19 protein-coding genes are annotated in these 15,222 nt (G+C 40.6%); 12 read left to right on the top strand and 7 right to left on the bottom strand.

The window, feature by feature from the left end; translation table 11 throughout:
• Nucleotides 1-13: 13 nt before the first annotated feature.
• From FMM05_RS16475 to FMM05_RS16515, 9 genes are all read left to right on the top strand, one after another.
• On the top strand, nucleotides 14-1,612 hold the full coding sequence (locus tag FMM05_RS16475; protein ID WP_185965614.1) for a DUF4270 domain-containing protein: 1,599 nt from the start codon (nucleotides 14-16) through the stop codon (nucleotides 1,610-1,612).
• A 9-nt stretch (nucleotides 1,613-1,621) separates the two neighbouring features.
• On the top strand, nucleotides 1,622-3,469 hold the full coding sequence (gene glmS, locus FMM05_RS16480; protein WP_143374510.1) for a glutamine--fructose-6-phosphate transaminase (isomerizing): 1,848 nt from the start codon (nucleotides 1,622-1,624) through the stop codon (nucleotides 3,467-3,469).
• Nucleotides 3,470-3,605: 136 nt separating this feature from the next.
• Nucleotides 3,606-4,382, top strand: a complete 777-nt coding sequence (locus FMM05_RS16485) for a M90 family metallopeptidase (protein ID WP_143374512.1) — start codon at nucleotides 3,606-3,608, stop codon at nucleotides 4,380-4,382.
• A gap of 94 nt (nucleotides 4,383-4,476) precedes the next feature.
• Complete coding sequence (locus FMM05_RS16490; protein WP_143374514.1) at nucleotides 4,477-4,809, top strand: type II toxin-antitoxin system RelE/ParE family toxin; 333 nt, start codon at nucleotides 4,477-4,479, stop codon at nucleotides 4,807-4,809.
• Between the two features lie 2 nt (nucleotides 4,810-4,811).
• Entirely contained in the window at nucleotides 4,812-5,111 is a 300-nt protein-coding gene (locus FMM05_RS16495; RefSeq protein ID WP_143374515.1) for a helix-turn-helix domain-containing protein, read from the top strand.
• Nucleotides 5,112-5,160: 49 nt separating this feature from the next.
• Complete coding sequence (locus FMM05_RS16500) at nucleotides 5,161-5,622, top strand: hypothetical protein (protein ID WP_143374516.1); 462 nt, start codon at nucleotides 5,161-5,163, stop codon at nucleotides 5,620-5,622.
• Between the two features lie 222 nt (nucleotides 5,623-5,844).
• Nucleotides 5,845-7,356: a F0F1 ATP synthase subunit beta gene (gene atpD, locus FMM05_RS16505; RefSeq protein ID WP_143374517.1), complete on the top strand. Its 1,512-nt coding sequence runs from the start codon at nucleotides 5,845-5,847 to the stop codon at nucleotides 7,354-7,356.
• 80 nt (nucleotides 7,357-7,436) lie between these two features.
• On the top strand, nucleotides 7,437-7,724 hold the full coding sequence (locus FMM05_RS16510) for a F0F1 ATP synthase subunit epsilon (protein ID WP_143374518.1): 288 nt from the start codon (nucleotides 7,437-7,439) through the stop codon (nucleotides 7,722-7,724).
• A 145-nt stretch (nucleotides 7,725-7,869) separates the two neighbouring features.
• Nucleotides 7,870-8,469: a hypothetical protein gene (locus FMM05_RS16515; RefSeq protein WP_143374519.1), complete on the top strand. Its 600-nt coding sequence runs from the start codon at nucleotides 7,870-7,872 to the stop codon at nucleotides 8,467-8,469.
• A gap of 5 nt (nucleotides 8,470-8,474) precedes the next feature.
• Here FMM05_RS16515 and FMM05_RS16520 read toward each other — a convergent pair whose 3' ends face one another.
• On the bottom strand, nucleotides 8,475-8,888 hold the full coding sequence (locus FMM05_RS16520; RefSeq protein ID WP_143374520.1) for a hypothetical protein: 414 nt from the start codon (nucleotides 8,886-8,888) through the stop codon (nucleotides 8,475-8,477).
• A 318-nt stretch (nucleotides 8,889-9,206) separates the two neighbouring features.
• Here FMM05_RS16520 and FMM05_RS16525 point away from each other — a divergent pair, with 318 nt between their 5' ends.
• Nucleotides 9,207-9,785 (top strand): hypothetical protein, encoded by a 579-nt coding sequence (locus FMM05_RS16525; RefSeq protein ID WP_143374521.1) that lies wholly within the window; start codon nucleotides 9,207-9,209, stop codon nucleotides 9,783-9,785.
• On the opposite strand, the gene FMM05_RS16530 is transcribed toward FMM05_RS16525, so the two are convergent.
• From FMM05_RS16530 to FMM05_RS16550, 5 genes are read right to left on the bottom strand one after another with little or no spacing between them, the layout of a single operon-like run.
• Nucleotides 9,754-9,969 (bottom strand): helix-turn-helix domain-containing protein, encoded by a 216-nt coding sequence (locus tag FMM05_RS16530; RefSeq protein WP_143374522.1) that lies wholly within the window; start codon nucleotides 9,967-9,969, stop codon nucleotides 9,754-9,756. The two genes, FMM05_RS16525 and FMM05_RS16530, sit on opposite strands and share 32 nt — an antisense overlap.
• Nucleotides 9,970-9,972: 3 nt before the next feature.
• On the bottom strand, nucleotides 9,973-10,506 hold the full coding sequence (locus tag FMM05_RS16535) for a DUF2975 domain-containing protein (protein WP_143374523.1): 534 nt from the start codon (nucleotides 10,504-10,506) through the stop codon (nucleotides 9,973-9,975).
• A 3-nt stretch (nucleotides 10,507-10,509) separates the two neighbouring features.
• Nucleotides 10,510-11,013, bottom strand: a complete 504-nt coding sequence (locus tag FMM05_RS16540) for a DUF2975 domain-containing protein (protein ID WP_143374524.1) — start codon at nucleotides 11,011-11,013, stop codon at nucleotides 10,510-10,512.
• 2 nt (nucleotides 11,014-11,015) lie between these two features.
• The gene (locus FMM05_RS16545; protein WP_143374525.1) at nucleotides 11,016-11,465 is read right to left on the bottom strand and encodes a DUF2975 domain-containing protein; all 450 of its coding nucleotides are present in this window, start codon (nucleotides 11,463-11,465) and stop codon (nucleotides 11,016-11,018) included.
• A gap of 3 nt (nucleotides 11,466-11,468) precedes the next feature.
• Nucleotides 11,469-11,927 (bottom strand): DUF2975 domain-containing protein, encoded by a 459-nt coding sequence (locus FMM05_RS16550; RefSeq protein ID WP_143374526.1) that lies wholly within the window; start codon nucleotides 11,925-11,927, stop codon nucleotides 11,469-11,471.
• 117 nt (nucleotides 11,928-12,044) lie between these two features.
• On the opposite strand from FMM05_RS16550, the gene FMM05_RS16555 reads away from it, so the two are divergent.
• The gene (locus FMM05_RS16555) at nucleotides 12,045-13,199 is read left to right on the top strand and encodes an aminotransferase class I/II-fold pyridoxal phosphate-dependent enzyme (RefSeq protein WP_143374527.1); all 1,155 of its coding nucleotides are present in this window, start codon (nucleotides 12,045-12,047) and stop codon (nucleotides 13,197-13,199) included.
• On the opposite strand, the gene FMM05_RS16560 is transcribed toward FMM05_RS16555, so the two are convergent.
• Nucleotides 13,180-14,337, bottom strand: coding sequence for an AI-2E family transporter (locus tag FMM05_RS16560; protein WP_143374528.1), 1,158 nt, complete (start codon nucleotides 14,335-14,337; stop codon nucleotides 13,180-13,182). The genes FMM05_RS16555 and FMM05_RS16560 overlap by 20 nt on opposite strands.
• A 251-nt stretch (nucleotides 14,338-14,588) precedes the next feature.
• On the opposite strand from FMM05_RS16560, the gene bioD reads away from it, so the two are divergent.
• Entirely contained in the window at nucleotides 14,589-15,221 is a 633-nt protein-coding gene (gene bioD, locus FMM05_RS16565) for a dethiobiotin synthase (protein WP_143374529.1), read from the top strand.
• Nucleotide 15,222: the final 1 nt, after the last annotated feature.

Consider the following 15,222-nt stretch of genomic DNA (forward strand, 5'->3'; position numbering starts at 1 on the left):
AAGTTTTGTTTTCATGATGTCGTGCGATACGGATTACGACCAATTAGGGTCTGACGTGGTAGACGGCGACATTCACAACAATATTATAAAATTTGAGCCGGGTATTGCGGCTTATGATATGCCAACAGGCAGTGTACAAAGTAATAATATGGAGGTTAACACCCTTGGGGCATACAATCACCCTATATTTGGCACTACCGTAGCCAGCTTTGTATCACAATTAGAGCTTGGTACAACAGCCCCAACGTTCGATCAGCCTGTTTTAGACTCTGTATACCTTTACGTGCCTTACCACAGCACATTAGCTGTTACAGCAGCTGATGGATCGAGCACTTACACGTTAGATTCTATTTATGGCGATACAACTAATGCACCCACCTTTAGGTTAAGTGTTAAAAAGAACAACTTCTTTTTGCGTGATGCTGATGCAAGTAACAATAGTACTGTTGCCCAGAAATATTATACCAGTGACAGGGCTTTGATTGAAGGCGCGGGAGGCGAAAGCCTTTTAGCCGATGATGCAGGTACAGCTATAGAGGGAGTAGATTTTAGATACAGTGCTGCCGAAGTACACCGTAAAGCAACACCTCCGGGTGGTACGCTAAAAACGGTAGAGAACCTTGCGCCGGGTATGTTCTTAAATTTAAATAAGAGTATTTTCCAGACGCTTATTATAGATGCCCAAAATAGCGGGAACCTTGCTAATAACAACGTGTTTAAAAACTATTTTAGGGGTATTTATTTTAAGGCAGAACAAATAGGCGATAATTCTACTATGGCGGCTCTTAAATTTGCCAGCGGTGTTATTACCATGCGTTACAGGGATGTAACCCGTACCAACGGTACCATAGTGCTTAACGATGATGGTACTATAAAATATACCTACAAAACATTGTTGCTAAACCTTAAAGGTAATACCATAAACTTTTTAGAGAATACTGCTGTGCAACCGGCATATCTTGCGGCCATAAATACATCTACACCCATTACGGGCGACTCAAGGCTTTATGTTAAAGGAGGAGAAGGATCGGCGGCGTATATAGATATCAATCCAAACGATATTGAGTCGCTTAAAGCATTAAACAGTACCGGTAACGGCATACTTATTAATGAGGCTAACCTTGTGTTTTATGTAGATAAAGCGGCAATGGCGGGTGGCGTTAATGATGATATTACAGATCCATTGCGTGTGTTTTTATACGATGTAAACAACAAAAGGCCGGTATACGACTATTATACCGATGTAACCAGTGTTAATGGTTTTCCTAAATATCAAAAATATGTTTATGGCGGTATTGCAGAATATGATGCTACAGATAATGCCAGGGTGGCACGTTATAAAATACGAATTACAGACCATATAAATAACCTGGTAAATAAAGATTCTACCAATGTAAAACTGGGGTTGGTAGTAACAGAGAGTATTACCATTACGGGTAATAGTGCTGTTAAAACCCCATTTAATGCAGGCACACAGCAGGTTCAGGCTGTGCCGGCCGCATCTGTTATGCACCCTTTTGGTACTGTTCTTTTTGGGAACAATATACCGGTGGGTGATCCTAATTATGACAAGCGCCTTAAGCTTGAAGTTTATTACACAAAACCTGATTAATTAAATAGTATGTGCGGAATTGTAGGTTATATAGGGCACAGGCAGGCATACCCCATTATTATTAAAGGCTTAAAAAGGCTGGAATACAGGGGTTATGATAGTGCAGGAGTTGTATTATATGACGAAACAGGCCTTAAACTTAGCAAAACTAAGGGTAAGGTAAGCGACCTTGAAGAAAGGGCCGAAAAAGAAATTACTACCACAGGTAACATAGGCATAGGTCACACACGCTGGGCTACGCACGGTGTGCCGAATGATGTAAATTCGCACCCGCACCTTTCTAACTCAGGCAACTTAGTTATTGTACACAACGGAATTATAGAAAATTATGAGCCTCTTAAAAAAGAGCTTATAAAAAGGGGTTACGTATTTCATTCGGATACCGATACCGAAGTTTTAGTAAACCTTATAGAAGAAGTAAAAAAACAGGAACACATTAAACTGGGCAAAGCAGTGCAAATTGCCTTAAACCAGGTTGTGGGTGCTTATGCCATTGCTGTTTTTGATAAGCAAAACCCCGATGAAATTGTGGCCGCCCGTTTGGGTAGCCCACTTGCAATTGGTGTGGGCGAAGGCGAATTCTTTGTAGCGTCTGACGCTTCACCGTTTATTGAGTATACTCCTAACGCGGTGTATCTTGATGATGAGGAAATGGCTATCATCAGCCTTAAAAAACCGCTTAAAATTCGCAAAATTAAAGACGACTCGTTAGTTGACCCTTACATACAGGAGCTGCAAATGAACCTTGAGCAGATAGAAAAAGGCGGTTTTGACCACTTTATGCTTAAAGAGATCTATGAGCAGCCTAATGCTATTAAAGATACTTTTAGGGGTAGGATCCGCGTATCCGAAGGTATTGTTAAGCTGGCAGGTGTAGAGGATAACCTTCAGAAGTTTATGAATGCCGACAGGATTATTATTATTGCCTGTGGTACAAGCTGGCATGCCGGCCTTGTGGCAGAATATATTTTTGAGGAGTTTGCACGCATACCTGTAGAGGTAGAATATGCATCAGAATTTAGGTACCGTAACCCGGTTATCCGCCCTAACGATGTGGTTATTGCCATATCACAATCGGGCGAAACGGCCGACACCCTTGCTGCCATTAAACTGGCAAAAGAGCGCGGTGCGTTTGTGTTTGGTGTTTGTAACGTGGTAGGATCAAGCATATCACGCGAAACACACAGCGGTGCTTACACACACGCCGGCCCGGAAATTGGGGTGGCTTCTACAAAAGCATTCACAACCCAAATTACCTTGTTAACACTAATGGCGTTGCGTATATCGCGTGCTAAGGGTGCTATGCCAAGGGCAGATTACTTCCGCTACTTACAGGAGCTGGAAATGATCCCTGAGAAAGTAGAACAGGCTTTACAAACTAATTTAGAAGTGCAAACCATTGCATCTATATATAAAGATGCGCCTAACTGCCTTTACCTGGGCAGGGGATATAATTTCCCGGTAGCCTTAGAGGGTGCGCTTAAGCTAAAAGAGATATCGTACATTCACGCCGAGGGTTACCCTGCGGCAGAGATGAAGCACGGCCCTATTGCACTTATAGATGAGCGTATGCCTGTTGTAGTTATTGCGCCTAAACAGGAGCATTATGATAAGATAGTAAGCAACATACAGGAAATTAAATCACGTAGCGGTAAAATTATTGCCATTGTAACTAAAGGCGATACGCAGGTTAAAGCCCTGGCCGACCATGTTATTGAGATCCCGGAAACCAGCGACGCTTTATCGCCGTTGTTAACTACTATTCCGCTTCAGTTATTAAGCTACCATATTGCGGTTATGCGTAACTGTAATGTAGACCAGCCAAGAAATTTAGCAAAATCGGTTACGGTGGAGTAGGTTCTCTGTACAATTATATACTAACCCCTTAGGAATTTCTTAAGGGGTTTTTTGATTGAAAATTTTGTATGTTTGAGGAAGTTTGGGTCGGCAATGTTATACCGGACCAAAATTTTTAGTTTCAAATACCTACAATATGGTTTATGCTATTGTTTTAGTGCTGGCAGCGCTTGCAGGCTTCTTTTTATATAAAAAACCCAAGAAAGGTGTGGTGGAGGTTTTTCCTCAGGGGTGGGAGGAACTGTTGCAGGAAAATGTGCATTTTTACAGGGAATTGCCTGCCGACAGGCAACCTGAATTTAGGCAGCGCACGATGCAGTTTTTAAGCGAGGTGTATATTGAGGGCGTAGAGCTTGAAATTACCGACCTTGATAAAATACTCGTTGCATGTAGCGCGGTTATCCCGGTTTTTGGGTTTAAAGAGTGGCATTACTATAACTTAAGCGGTGTGTTGCTTTACCCCGATTATTTTAATAACGAACTGGAGTTTGCCGATACCGCCGCATCGCGCAACATTGGTGGGCTGGTAGGTTCGGGCAGGTTCGAAAAGCAAATGATTTTGAGCAGGAGGGCACTTTACCATGGCTTTGAAAATACTACCGACAAAAGCAATACCGGCATTCATGAATTTGTGCATTTAATAGACAAAATGGATGGCGCTACCGATGGTATCCCGGAGCAGTTACTGGCCAAACAGTACACAATACCGTGGATCGATCTAATGCACAAAACCATGGAGGAGATTAATGATGATAAGTCAGATATCCGCGAATATGGGGGTACCAACCAGGCGGAGTTTTTTGCAGTCGTATCGGAGTATTTCTTTGAACGCCCTGATTTGCTGGAATCCAAACACCCTGAACTTTTTAAGATGTTGCAGATGTGTTTTAATCCGGGGGAGCAAGCTGTTTAAGGATTGTTGAAAGCTGCCCGTTACTTCCAAATAGTTTTCACACACTATAAAACTAAATTTTGTTTTTGTTCTCTTTTAAGATAACTTTGCGTCTATGGCAAGAACAATTATATTTTACGAAAATCATTTTATCAGGTTCTACCAAGAGCAGGATGAAAAGATAAAAAGTAAAATTCAATATGTTCTTGAATTGATCAAGCAGGTAGACCGTGTACCTGAGAAATTTTTAAAGCATCTATCAGGCACGGATGGATTATATGAGATAAGGGTAGAATATCAATCGAATATTTACAGAATATTTTGCTGCTTTGATGAAGGTAAATTGGTTGTGCTTTTTAATGGCTTTCAGAAGAAAAGCCAAAAGACACCCAAAAATGAGCTGGAGAAGGCGACAGAGTTAATGAACGAATATTTTCAAAAGAAATAGCTATGGACAAATACAACAACATACAGTCGTTTGACGAACTGATTAATTTAGAACATGGAATAATCGGTACAGAGAGCAGGAATAAATATGAAGAAAGTTCGCAAATGTTCATAATAAGCGAAATGCTTAAAGAGGCTCGTAAGGATGCTAACCTTACGCAGGAACAACTGGCGGAAAAAACCGGGACAAAGAAAAGCTATATTTCAAAAATTGAAAATGGTAAAGGCAATATCCAGCTGTCTACACTAATCCGGATCTTTGAAGTAGGGCTTAACAAGAGGATTGGTTTAACTTTTCTGTGAAGATTAAATTCCCGTACAATTTCCCGAGAGCTAAATACTTAAAATAGCTATGATGAAAAATTTTTCAGACCCATGGAATTTTCATAATTCGGATAAAGGTCTTATATCGCCGAACGGCTTGTACAAAGTCATTTATCACAACCTAAATGAAATTGCAATGGGTGCGCCCTTAGGGGGTAAATGTTTTCTTGAAATTGGAGAAAACCAAAAATTTAAAATTAATGATTGGTGTGCAGGTCCACCGGTTTGGGATGTTAGTGGGCACTATTTGGCAATCCCTGTATGGATGAAAGTTGCCTTTAGAGGAACGATACAGAAGATGGGAGTTTTAGATTTGAACACTTTGGAATTAACTATATTTTCAAAAACATTTAAAGTTCTTGATTTGCATTCATTTGATGGCAAGATAATCAAAGCTATAAACAGTCCTGTTTTTAAACCAGCAGATGTAATTTTCAACATCGAAAATGAAAAAAAAGAAAAAATGGTAAAGTTGATAGAGTCATCATAATTCTACTAACTGACTGGCTTTTTTACTTCTTATCGCAACAATTTCTCAAAACAACCCGTGCTGCAATAACATTTGATAGTGTATTTACCAAAAAGGGCTTTTTTATTACAAAAAACGCAATAGTTTAATTTGCATAATTCAGTAATAAAAAACTATCTTTGCACCCGAGAAAAATAAGATTTCTCGCAAACGATAAATAGCTGTTTAATAAATACATAAGCAATGTCTAAAGTAATAGGAAAAGTTGCACAGATTATCGGGCCGGTGGTAGATGTGGTGTTTAACACCGAAAATGCCGCGCTTCCAAAAATTTATGATTCGTTAGAAATCACCAAAAAAGACGGTACATTACTGATACTTGAGGTACAATCGCACGTGGGCGAAAATACCGTTCGTACCATATCTATGGACTCTACAGATGGTTTAAGCAGGGGCCAGGAAGTTATTGGTACCGGCGCTCCCATCCAGATGCCTGTTGGTAGCGATATCTACGGACGTTTGTTTAATGTAATTGGCGACGCTATAGATGGCCTTGGCGACCTGCCTAAAGCAGGTGACAGTGGATTACCTATCCACCGCTCAGCCCCAAGATTTGAAGACCTTTCAACTTCATCGGAAGTTTTATTTACCGGTATTAAAGTAATCGACCTTATTGAACCTTATGCAAAAGGTGGTAAGATTGGATTATTTGGTGGTGCAGGTGTTGGTAAAACGGTACTTATCCAGGAGTTGATCAATAATATAGCCAAAGGCCACGGTGGTCTTTCGGTATTTGCAGGAGTTGGTGAAAGAACCCGTGAGGGGAATGACCTACTTAGAGAGATGCTTGAGTCGGGTATTATTAAATATGGCGACGACTTTATGCACTCTATGGAAAACGGCGGATGGGACCTATCCAAAGTTGACAAAGCAGGCATGAGGCAATCTAAGGCTACATTTGTTTTCGGACAGATGAATGAGCCGCCAGGAGCCCGTGCACGTGTTGCCCTTTCCGGCCTTACTATTGCAGAATATTTTCGTGATGGTGCCGGCGAAGGACAAGGTAAAGACGTACTTTTCTTCGTAGATAACATTTTCCGTTTTACACAGGCAGGATCTGAGGTATCGGCACTATTGGGCCGTATGCCATCTGCGGTAGGTTACCAGCCTACACTTGCTACAGAGATGGGTGCTATGCAGGAGCGTATTACATCTACCAAAAAAGGGTCTATTACATCGGTTCAGGCGGTATACGTACCTGCGGATGACTTAACCGACCCGGCACCGGCTACAACCTTTGCCCACTTAGATGCTACAACTGTACTTAGCCGTAAAATTGCCGAGCTTGGTATATACCCTGCGGTAGATCCACTGGATTCTACATCAAGGATACTTACCCCGCTTATTCTTGGCGATGAGCATTATAACACTGCCCAAAGGGTAAAAGAGATACTACAAAAATACAAGCAGCTACAGGATATTATTGCTATCCTTGGTTTGGAAGAGCTTAGTGAGGAAGATAAACTATCTGTAAGCCGCGCACGCCGTGTACAGCGTTTCCTTTCTCAGCCGTTCCACGTAGCAGAGCAGTTTACAGGTATACCGGGTGTACTTGTAGATATTAAAGATACCATTAAAGGCTTTAACATGATTATTGATGGCGAGTTAGACCACCTTCCGGAGGCTGCCTTTAACCTTAAAGGTACCATTGAAGATGTTATAGAGGCCGGACAAAAAATGTTAGCTGAAGCGTAAAAATAGTTTTCAGTTTACAGCTTACAGTTTACAGTAGCTGAACTGTTAACCGTTAACTTAAAACTTTTAACTAAAAGAATATGTTATCATTAGAAATAGTATCGCCGGAAGGCCATTTGTTTAAAGGCGCGGTAACATCGGTTACTGTACCGGGTGTAGATGGCGAGTTCCAGATGCTTAACCACCACGCTAACATCGTTTCGATATTGGCAGAGGGTAGCATCAAGATCGCGGTCCCTGATTTTAAGGCAAACACTTCGTTTTCGGATAAGTTTGTACGATCAGATAAAGACCAAAAGTTCTTATTGCCAATAAAATCAGGCACACTTGAACTTAAAGACAACAGAATCATTATTTTGGTTGATTAAAATTCATCTATACTTACTAAAAAACCCTTTCCATTAGTGTGGAAAGGGTTTTTTTATGCAAGGCACTCATCACTAATAAAATGTCTGCCTGCTGCGTTTATATAACATAATCTTTAGTATTTTAGAGACAGTATAGCACAGCAATATGGTTAAAACTACAAATGATATTATTATAAGCGAAAGGGAGCGCCCGGTTTGGCAAAGCGTTTTGGCCACGGTATCTTATGTGCTCATGGTAATTTTTATTGGGCTAATGATCTATGGGGTATATGAGCTGCCCGGCAGGCAGGGCTTTAAGGCGTTTGTAAGTTGTTTTAACTGTGCCGTTTTTATGCTGGTGTTTGGGTTGCGGTTCTCTGTGGTTACCAGTATTTGTTTTGATATGGCTACCCGCCGTTATAAAAAGGAATACAGGGTTGGCCGCGTAAAATTTGGCCGCTGGAAACAGCTGCCCGAAATTGAATATGTGTCGGTTTTTAAACAGGCAATTGTATTGCCCGGAGAAGACAATGCCCATATGTATACCGTAAACGTATGGTACGGGCACAACCAACACTTTACTATTTACACTAAGGCCGACGGTAAGCCTGCCTACGATATGGCATTATTTATTGCCACACGCCTAAAAGTAGATATGTTAGATGCCACCGACCCCCAAAATAAAATATGGATAATGCCTTATGCCGAAACCGATAGTTTTGCATTACCCCCTGCAAACATAAACAATAAAGGGCTGGGCTTTTAGAGGGATTATTGCCTGTTGTTTACGCTCTTAGGTAATTCATTACCACATGGAGCACTGTTGCTTTGCGGGCTAAGTATCAAACTGCGTTTACCCCAAAGGTCGGCTATTGCATTTATGGTTACAGTGTAGTTACCCTGTGTGGCTATTTTAGTATACGTAACATTCGCATTTTTATGGTGGCTCGGGATGGGTTTGTCGTAGCCCATAGATAAGTTAAGGTAGGCTTGCCCCTCAAGCACATTGATGTTATCAACCTGTACTGTAATAGATGAGCCTCTTTTTATAGGATCTATAATGATGCTTTTGTTTAATATAAGCCCATCTAAGTCACTACTTGTATTGTTAAATAAAGTAAGATTTACCTGGGCATTTATGGCTTGCGTTGCAAGTAATAGCAAGAATAGTATTAGTTTTTTCATGGTAAGGAAATTTGTTGTGTTGAAAACCTTACAAATACCTTACCAGTAATAGAATAGCAGCAAAACATTATATTTGTCTAAAGCCGATTTAAGCAATTGAATTCCGTGGCTTGGCCATGGGCAACATATACCCGTGATACTGTAGGGTATGATGCTCAAAACTTTAGTCAGGGGTGGTAGGATAGTAATAATTTTCGGCTTGAGCCGAATGTGAAGTGAAGACTGAATTTGGAGTTAAATAGTGGGTGCGGATATAAAATATCTGTACATAAACCTTCATTCACGTTTTATTGCTACTTTTAACATAACAAACATATTATGGGGAGTACTGTTATAATAGGTAAATCGCACTTTGTGTTGCGCGACAGGCTTTTAAGCGTGTTGTGCTTGCTGGCGGGTGCGGTATGCCTCGTTATAATTTATAGGTATTTTTATTACAATGAGCTTTTGTTAAACAAGCTTATTTATGTGCAGGCCGCAGTTTGTATGTTACCTGTTGTACTTTATCTTAGCGTGTTGCTGGCTGTAGAAAACCTTATATACCTTAATGCGGTAACCAATCGCTATAAGGCGGTAGTTAAGTTAGGGCCGCTACATACAGGCAAATGGAAGCAACTGCCTGAAACCGAATATGTATCGGTTTTTTACCAGCGTTATGAGAGCGAAAACATTAGAAGCACGGGTAACAAGCTTTTTTATGATGTTAACCTGTGGCCAGCTGCCGGTGCCCCGCTAACTATAGCGCAGTACTCCTCTAAACGCGAAGCCCTGGACGTAGCCCGACAAATTGCCGTGGCACTTAATACCGGCCTTTTAGATGCGACCAAAGCAGATGCTGTATGGCTTATACACTGCCCGGTGGTGGCTACAGCTTATTCTCATCTATATACTCCATAATATCGCCGGGCTGGCAGTCCAGTATCTCACAAATAGCCTCAAGGGTGCTAAACCTGATGGCTTTTGCCTTACCCGTTTTTAATATGGAAAGGTTGGCTGTGGTTATGCCCACTTTTTCGGCCAGCTCGTTACTGCGCATTTTGCGTTTTGCCAGCATAACATCAAGGTTTATAATTATGGGCATAGGCTAAATGGTTAAGTCGTTTTCTTCGCGCAAAAAGGCACCTTTTTCTGCCATGTGGTGCAACACCAATACCAGCTTGCCTATAAGGTAAATTAGTAAAAACACAGGTATCTCTGTTACAAAAAGCTGTAATGCCCTAAAAAAAATGGCTCCAAAAGCACACACAAGCACATACCTGCATTTGGCAAATATAAGTGTACCTTCTGCCGCACGCTTAAATTCGCGTGCTTGTTCCTCATAAAAGATCTCACCTTTCTTAAGCTTTACAAAGCACTTTCGTAAGCTTATCAAAACACGGGTAAAATAGGTGAGCAGCAAACCGTAGCAAGCTAAATAGTAAGGCATGAAAAACGCCTCAGAATTGTCGTATTTTAAAGCAGCATGATAAGGTGTAAAATTATGATTTAAAAACAGCAGGGCATTATCCGGATAAACAAAGGCAAAGCCGCAGCAAATAAAATTGTAGCCGGCCATACATGCTGCAACCACAATTACCAAACGCAGTGCAATTAGTATAACATTGAGATTATGTTTCATATCCTATACAGTTAAGTCGTTTTCTTCCTTTAAGCCTTTTGCTATGAGGAACACCTCGCTAAGTACCATGAAAAAGAGCCCCAAGCCAAGGGTTAGTAGGGTGTCGGTAATGGCGTTAGTAGATATTTCTATAGATTTTCCAATTAGTAGTTGATGAAAAATATAAGCTACCGAAATTATAAAATAACCTATTATAATAGCCTTGCCTATCTGGTTCAGGTTCTTAATAACATCATCATGAAATATCTTTTTCTTTTCAAAAAGTTCCAATACTTTTTTAAAGAGGTATAGCGCATAAGTAAAAAAGCCAAAGCCGGCAGCTACAGCAAATAACAATATAATGGTTTCTACACCTGCGGCACCGGCGGGTTCGCCATTAATTTTAAAGGGGATGCTGCCCGGTAAAAAGATTACCATTAAAATGCAGGGTACCCCAAAAAATATCCCTATCATACATAATACAAACAATATAGAGGCAAGGGTTTTGAGTATTGATAAATTTCTCATAGTTATATAGTTAAATCATTTTCCTGTTTAATTTGTGTGCCGTTCTTTACAATATCGGCTACAGCCAAAATGCCAATGCTAATACTAAAAAAGGTTATTAAGAATATTGCATCAATAAAAAGGTCTTCGGTTTCAATTGATTCTATTTGTAAAAAGTTTTCCACAGCTGCCATTACAGTAAAAATCAATAGCGTGTAACCGCCCCATTGTAGGTAAAGTGTGCTTTTATCATTAAAATAATTGTGCTTTATAAAGTAGGTAAGCGACTGCTTTATAAACAGTAGCGCATAGAAAAAGATAATGCACAATGCAATGTGTGTATAAATAGAATCTGAAAAGGTTGCTCTCATTGTTGGTGAGGAAATATATATCACTACCATTGTAATGGTAAACAAGAGCGTTATTGCTATAAGCACTATGAGCAGTGCATTGAGTAGTTTAATTTTTAGCATGATTTATATGGTTAAGTCGTTTTCCTGTTTAATTCGGGTACCGTTTTTAATGATGTCCGCTACAGCTAATAGCCCAATGCTTACTATAAAAAGCACGCCATGTTCTGAAGAGTTACTGATTAAGATCTCCGTTTTCATTACATCCATCAGGAGAATGGTTTTAATTGTTGCTATTATGGTGTAAGCTAAAAGAACATACCCGCCCCGCTTTAAGTATATGGCACTTTTAAAGCTAAAAAAGTTGCTTTCAATTGATGCTGCTATCGATCGCTGTATTTGGTACAAGCCGTAGAGAAAAAGAAAGCCCATTAGTATATTTACATAACCGATATACCCGTACATTTTGTATGAGTTGCGGATTATGGCAGAATCCCAGATTAAATAAAAACTGAGAAATATGCCTAAAATATAGATGCCCATAAATACAATGAGAGCCCAATTAAGAAACCTGATATTTTTCATGGTGGTTGATTTTAGATTCAGCAAATATATATAAATTATCGAAAAACAATAAAAAATAGTTGAAAAATAATATTTATTGCAAAATTGCCAGTTCTAAAAATTGTGTATTTTTGATATATGAAAGTTTTTCCGCAGGTGTTAACCGCAAAATTGCAGGAGCGTAACCAGGCCGGTGCATTGCGCCAGTTAGGTTGCGGTACCACCCTTGTAGATTTTAGCAGTAATGATTACCTGGGGTTTTCTGCATCCCGGCAAATCTTTGAGGGTGCTCACAACTACCTCCTTAAAAACAACATTACCCATAACGGCGCTACAGGATCCCGGCTTATATCGGGCAACCACGGCTTGTATACCATAACCGAGCGGTACCTGGCGGCATTTCATAACGTAGAGAGCGCTCTGATCTTCAATTCGGGCTATGATGCTAACGTGGGATTCTTTTCGAGCGTGCCGCAAAAAGGCGACATCGTATTGTATGATGAGTACATACACGCCTCTATACGCGACGGCCTGCGCCTTAGCAATGCCGCGGCCTACAAGTTTGCCCATAATGATATTGAGAAGCTTACAGAGGCTATAAAGCGCTTTAGGGAGAAAGGTATGGAGGGCGAGATCTATGTAGTTACCGAGTCGGTTTTTTCTATGGATGGCGATAGCCCCGATTTGATAGTTCTAACCGATATGTGCCAAAAGTACAACTGCCTGCTGGTGGTAGACGAAGCCCATGCCTTGGGAGTTTTTGGCATAAAAGGCGAGGGGCTGGTGCAAAGCCTGCAGGTACAGGACAAAGTATTTGCCCGTATTGTTACATTTGGTAAAGGGTTGGGCTGCCACGGTGCTGCCGTGCTTGGCTCCTGCTGTTTAAAAGAGTACCTGGTAAATTTTGCCCGTAGCTTTATTTACACTACCGGCCTGCCGCCGCATTCGTTGGCCACTATACTCACATCCTACAACTATTTAGAGCAGTCACATAGCGAGCGGAATACGCTGAAAGATATCATCAGTTTTTTTAAGCAGGAAGTAAAACGGCTGGAACTGAAAAGCTTCATAAATAGTACATCGGCAATACATTGTGCTATAGTGCCGGGTAACGAAAATGCACGTAATATATCGTCAGTTTTACAACAAAACTGCTTTGGGGTAAAGGCCATATTATCGCCTACGGTGCCTTTAGGACAGGAGCGATTAAGGTTTTGCCTGCACTCGTATACTACAAAAGAGCATATAACACAGGTGTTAGAGCTGTTGGCGGCTACTCTCCCTTCTTCATGATCTTCTCAACCTTGGTATCGCTTTCCTTATTTTTTTCTTTTTGTGCTTTAGCCCTTTGGGTCTTTCGTTCCCGTTTTTTAAACCAGTGGCTGTCTTCCTCGCCAAAAAGATAGGCATAAGGCTGGGTATCAGGGCTTAACTCAAAGAGTTTTTTAAGTATGGCAATGGTAGGTATTATTAATATCATGCCCAGTATACCCCATATAGCACCACCTATAAGCAGCCCTAAAAAGGTAACCAATGCATTTAGGCTAACGTTACCACCCGTTATTTTAGGGGTTAATACGGCACCTTCTAACAGCTGAATAAAGGTGAAAGCCACAACAACGGCTACGGGGTAAAACAGGCTATCTTTAGTTATAAGTGCAAACAAAAAGGGTAGTATAGCCCCCAGCGATGGCCCCAGGTATGGAATGATGTTGAGCATGCCTGCCAATACCCCAAAAAATATGGCGTGTTTTATACCTAACGCAAACAGGACTAATGTATTAACTACTGCAAGGATGAGCATTACCTTACCGGCGCCCATTATATAAGAGTGTACAATTTTGCGTATGGAAGTTAATTTGTCTAACAGGAATGTATTATCCTGTTTGCTGAACACTTTGGTTACAAATATGGCAAGGTGGTCGCGGTATATAAGCAAAAAGAAAATAAAAACGGGTAGTAATATAATGTTAGAGAGTGTGTTAAGCGTACTGAAGACCAGCTGTGTGGTACCGCCTTCTTCCGGCTGTACTATCTCTACCGCTTTTTTCATTTCGAAGCCGTGGGGCATCCCAAAGTCGAACCCAAAGTTGTCCATCGCCCATTTGTTGGCCATTATAACAAACTCGTTGAGTTTTGTCGCCAGGCCATCGCCCAGGTCGTTCATAAAACCACGCACCTGCAGGTAAATTAGCAAACAAATGCCACCAATAAATGCTACAAAGATGAGGAGGCAAATGGCTGCGCTTAACGAGCGCGGTATCTTTCTGCGTTCCAGAGCATTGCATGACGATGTGAGTAGCATGGCAATGTAGCCCGATATGAGCAGCGGCACGAGTATAGCTTTTGCTACGATCATAAAGAACACAATTATGATAATGAGCAGCGCTATAAAAACCGTTTTGATGTAATTAGGTACTTTTAGTTCCATATCAGTAAAAACATGTTAAATTTTAAATGTTTCCATTCAAAATTAGTAAATCTGTAGTGGGGTAATTATAATATTATATTAAAATAAAGTTCATGTTATGATAAAACTATGCAGGCATACTTTCTTTAAAAATACGCGCCAAACTATTTTGTATTTTTGGACTTTATAAAAATGTGTAAAATAGCGTAACTCAGAGTCCGAAAGTGAAATATTAAGCCTTTTTGCAGCAAGAAATATAATAAAAATACTACATGAAATTATTTATAACCGGCATTGGTACCGATGTTGGTAAGACCATTGCCGCAGCCATTGTTACCCAGGCCCTGGAAGCCGACTACTGGAAACCAATACAGGCGGGCGGCCTTCAAGATTCTGACAGTCATAAGGTTAAGAAATACGTAAGTAATAATAAGACGGTTTTCCACCCGAATAGCTATGCGCTAAACACGCCCGCAAGCCCGCATTTGGCCGCAGAACTTGATGGTGTTACTATAAATATTAGTCAAATTACTGAACCTGAGACTAATAACCACCTGGTTATAGAAGGGGCGGGGGGTGTATTTGTTCCGCTTAATGCGGAGGATACCATTATAGATTTGATACGCCCGGACTATAAAGTTATTGTGGTGTCGCGCCATTATTTGGGTAGCATCAATCATACATTGCTGACTATAAATGCTTTACAGCAACGCAATATTGCCATTGCCGGGATTATTTTTAACGGCGATGCTATGCCATCTACCGAGGATATCATCCTGAACAAGACAGGTTTAACCCTGATAGGCAGGATTGAGAATGAACCCTACTTTGATGCTAATGTAATAGCACAATATGCGGATGAATTTAGGGGTAATTTATTGAATTTAAGCAATTTAAATATTTAAG

Source organism: Flavobacterium zepuense (assembly GCF_007097145.1).
GTDB lineage: Bacteria > Bacteroidota > Bacteroidia > Flavobacteriales > Flavobacteriaceae > Flavobacterium > Flavobacterium zepuense.